Consider the following 4013-nt stretch of genomic DNA (forward strand, 5'->3'; position numbering starts at 1 on the left):
AAATAGTTCGGGTGTAAACACGCCGATTCTGAAAATGCAGATTGCATATAAGGAAACGATGGCTTCAGCCTCGCTAATTCATTGGCATTAGGCTAAAGCCATCGTTTTCTAGTTGTGCAAGATTTTTATTAACCTCTTTTATCTTTTACAGCTTGTGCAAGTTGGTATACAGCCATTGCATAGAACGAACTATGGTTATATGTTGTAATAACTCTAAAGTTATGTGTTCCAAACCATAACTCATCATAAGTAGCTCTTGGTAGGTCTATTAGAGATACAGGTCCTCTGTAGTAAAGTTTTGAGCGAGGTTTGATTTTATATTTTTTTCTTAATTTATATTGGGAGTATTTGTGTTTATATCCCGTTTTTAGTTTCTTGCTCCTAAATCGTTGACCTTTGTATTTTGCTCGAACAGCTACTTGACTAATGGAAGATTTCCACCCATTTCTGCTAAAGTAGTTAGCGATACTACCTATAGCATCTTCTGCATTCCATAGGTCTGTTGCCCCATCGCCATTAAAATCAATTGCAAATCTAATATAGCTACTTGGTATAAACTGTCCATAACCCAAAGCACCTGATGTTGACCCCATAAGCTCTGTTGGGCTAAGTCCTGCATCTCGTGTAAGGATAAGAAAATTTTCTAACTCATCTCTATAGAAGTTTGCTCGTCGATGACCTAACATACTCTTGGTTGTCAATACATCAATCACTCTATGTTTACCAAAATTGGTACCATATGCTGTCTCTATACCGACAATTCCCACTATATACTCAGCAGGAACTCCATACTCCATCTCAGCTCTCTCTAGTGTCTCTTTATGTTTCTCCCAAAAATCTATACCTCTTTGGATATTGTTCTCGTATATAAAGCAACTTTTGTATCTATCCCATTTTCCCTGTTGTATACGAAGTATATCTGTTGAACAGCTTCGTGGTTGTGGAATATGTCGAAAATTTTGTGCTTGTGAGAAGATTCTATTTAGCTCATCTCTTTTAAAACTGTGAACATTTACCATCATATCTATAAAACTTAGAAGTTCATGGTTTGTTTGGAACTCTCCGTGGAGTTCATCATAGGTTGGTGCTGTTACTTCTACAATAGGTTCTTTAGTCCTGTTTGCGTCAATTCCTAATCTAGCTTGACTAGTTATAGTTTGATTAGTATCACTTAACTCTTTTTTCTCAGGACTTTTTGTGCTACATGCCGAAAGAAGTAGTAGTGATAAGGTAAAAGTGGATATTTTGCTAATTTTCATGATGTTCCCCATATATATATTAATGTATTTGAATTATAATAATTTTTAATTGAATTCGCAATGAAAAATAGAGAAAGAGTAAAAGTATTTTGCTAGTTTACGCATAGTGTAATATTTTTTGTTTTTTACTGTTTGCCAAGGAGTTAAAATAAACAAAATTTATAAAATAACAACCTCTAATTCATCATTTGGTATAATCCATCTAATTTTAATAGACTTCTTGAAAAACTCTTTGGAATCGGATAGTTTACTCCCGAACATAATGAGGCTAAAGCCATCGGTTCCTAGTTTTACAAGAAGCTTAACCTTATGGAGAGAATATGAGCTACAATCCAAGTGAAATAGAAGCAAAATGGCAAAAGATATGGAGTGAAAAAGGTGCATTTGAGCCTTTGGATGATAAGAGTTTACCTAAAAAATATATATTGAGTATGTTTCCTTTCCCCAGTGGGAGGCTACATATGGGGCATGTGCGAAACTACGCTATTGGTGATGCTATGGCAAGGTACTATAGAAAGCAGAACTATAATGTTCTTCACCCAATTGGTTGGGATGCTTTTGGTATGCCAGCAGAGAATGCAGCTATCAAACATGGACGACATCCAAAAGATTGGACATACTCAAACATTGACTATATGCGAAAAGAGCTAAACACTCTTGGACTCTCATTTTCAAAAACAAGAGAGTTTGCAACTTGTGATGAGCTTTATACGAAGTGGGAGCAGGAGTTTATCATCAAGATGTTTGAGGAAAAACTTCTCTATCGTGAGTCAACAACGGTTAATTGGTGTGAAGATTGTCATACTGTTTTGGCAAATGAACAGGTGGAGGAGGGGTGCTGTTGGCGTTGTAGCAATGAGATTCAACTAAAAGAGATGCCTGGGTACTACATCAATATAGTCAAATATGCTGATGAGTTGCTAGAGGATTTGAAACTGCTTGAGGGGAAATGGCCCTCTCAGGTGTTAGCAATGCAGAGCAACTGGATTGGGAAATCACAAGGGTTGGAGTTTGCTTTTAAATTTTCACCTGATTCAAAAGAGAAATTAGAGAACAAATTTGAAGGTTTTGAAGTATTTACCACGAGATCCGATACTATTTATGGAGTAACCTATACAGCCTTAGCACCTGAACATCCAATCGTCAAAGCTTTAATTAAAAATGAACTTTTAAATGCTAATGTTGCAGAGAAAATTACGGCTATGGGGAACATGACGGAGATAGAAAGAGCCAAAGCCGATAAAGAGGGTTATGACCTTGGAATTAGAGTTAATCACCCTTTGACAGGTGAAGAGATTTCTGTATGGACAGCCAATTTTGTACTTGCCTCTTATGGTGGTGGAGCTGTTATGTCTGTGCCTACTCATGACCAGAGAGATTTTGAGTTTGCAAAGCAGTATGACCTACCTCTTAAGTTTGTTATCTCTGGTGGTAGTAATGAAAATGAAGCCTATACAGGTGAGGGTGAGCTTATTAACTCTGATAGTTTTACAGGTATGAAAAATATGGAAGCCAAAGCAGAGATTATCAAATATTTTGAAGAGCAGGGGCTTGGTAAGGGAACTACTAACTACAAACTTAGAAACTGGGGTATAAGTCGTCAACGATACTGGGGTGCTCCAATTCCATTTGTGCATTGTGATAGTTGTGGTTTGGTGGCTGAAAAGGTTAAAAATCTGCCAATTGCATTGCCTGAAGATGTAGAGATTACAGGTGAGGGAAATCCACTTGAAAATCATCCAACATGGTCTAAGTGTGTTTGTCCAAATTGTGGAGAGGATGCAAGAAGAGAGACAGATACTTTGGATACTTTTGTGCAGTCTAGTTGGTATCAGTTTCGATATGCAACTCATCCTGATAAGTGGAATAGTATGGGAATAGACAGAGATGATGTAAACTACTGGCTTGGTGTTGACCAGTATATTGGTGGAATTGAACACGCTATTTTACACCTGCTCTATGCAAGATTTTTTACAAAAGCTTTGAGAGATTTAGGGTTTATAGAGAATATCAAAGAGCCGTTTGATAATCTTTTAACCCAAGGTATGGTTCTTAAAAATGGGGAAAAAATGTCAAAGTCAAAAGGAAATGTTGTTGATCCAGATCCTCTTATAGAAAAGTATGGTGCAGATACGGCAAGACTATTTACTCTATTTGCTGCTCCACCTCAAAAAGAGTTAGAGTGGAATGATTCGGCTGTTGAGGGTGCGTTTCGGTTTATTAAGAAGCTTTATGATAGAAAAAGTAAAGTAATAAGTAACTTTATGCCAACAATCGACCAAACTACTTTGAATAAAGAGGAGAAAATAGCAAGAGCAAAAGTCTATGAGGCACTCAAAAAGTCAACTGATGTTTATGAGAAAAGTTTTGCATTTAATACTCTAATTGCCGCTTGTATGGAGGCTCTTAATGCACTTGATAAGCAGAAAAATGAGCAGGTGTGGTCAGAGGGGATGTATATCTTGCTTCACCTTTTGGAACCTATTACCCCTCATGTATGTGCAGAGCTTAGTGAGGAGCTGTTTAGTTCAGAGAACTTGGCTAACAAAATAGAGATTATTGAAGAGGTGTTTGTTCAAGACACTGTTACTTTAGGTGTTAGCGTTAATGGTAAACGAAGAGGTGAGATAGAGGTTAGTTCGACTGCTTCTAAAGATGAGATTGTAGAAGAGGCAAAATTAACTGTGGCTAAGTGGTTAGATGGAAAAAACATTGTTAAAGAGATAGTCGTTCCTAATAAGTTGGTGAATTTGG

2 protein-coding genes are annotated in these 4013 nt (G+C 37.0%); one reads left to right on the plus strand and one right to left on the minus strand.

Annotated elements, in window-relative coordinates; genetic code table 11:
* Positions 1–128: 128 nt before the first annotated feature.
* Complete coding sequence (gene mltB / locus GSY74_RS05305) at positions 129–1259, minus strand: lytic murein transglycosylase B (protein ID WP_164664065.1); 1131 nt, start codon at positions 1257–1259, stop codon at positions 129–131.
* Between the two features lie 320 nt (positions 1260–1579).
* On the opposite strand from mltB, the gene leuS reads away from it, so the two are divergent.
* Positions 1580–4013 (plus strand): leucine--tRNA ligase (gene leuS / locus GSY74_RS05310; protein WP_164664066.1); only part of this gene is annotated, 2434 nt, incomplete at its 3' end.

The sequence above is a fragment of the Sulfurovum sp. bin170 genome (assembly GCF_010892395.1).
Classification (GTDB): Bacteria; Campylobacterota; Campylobacteria; order Campylobacterales; family Sulfurovaceae; genus UBA1140.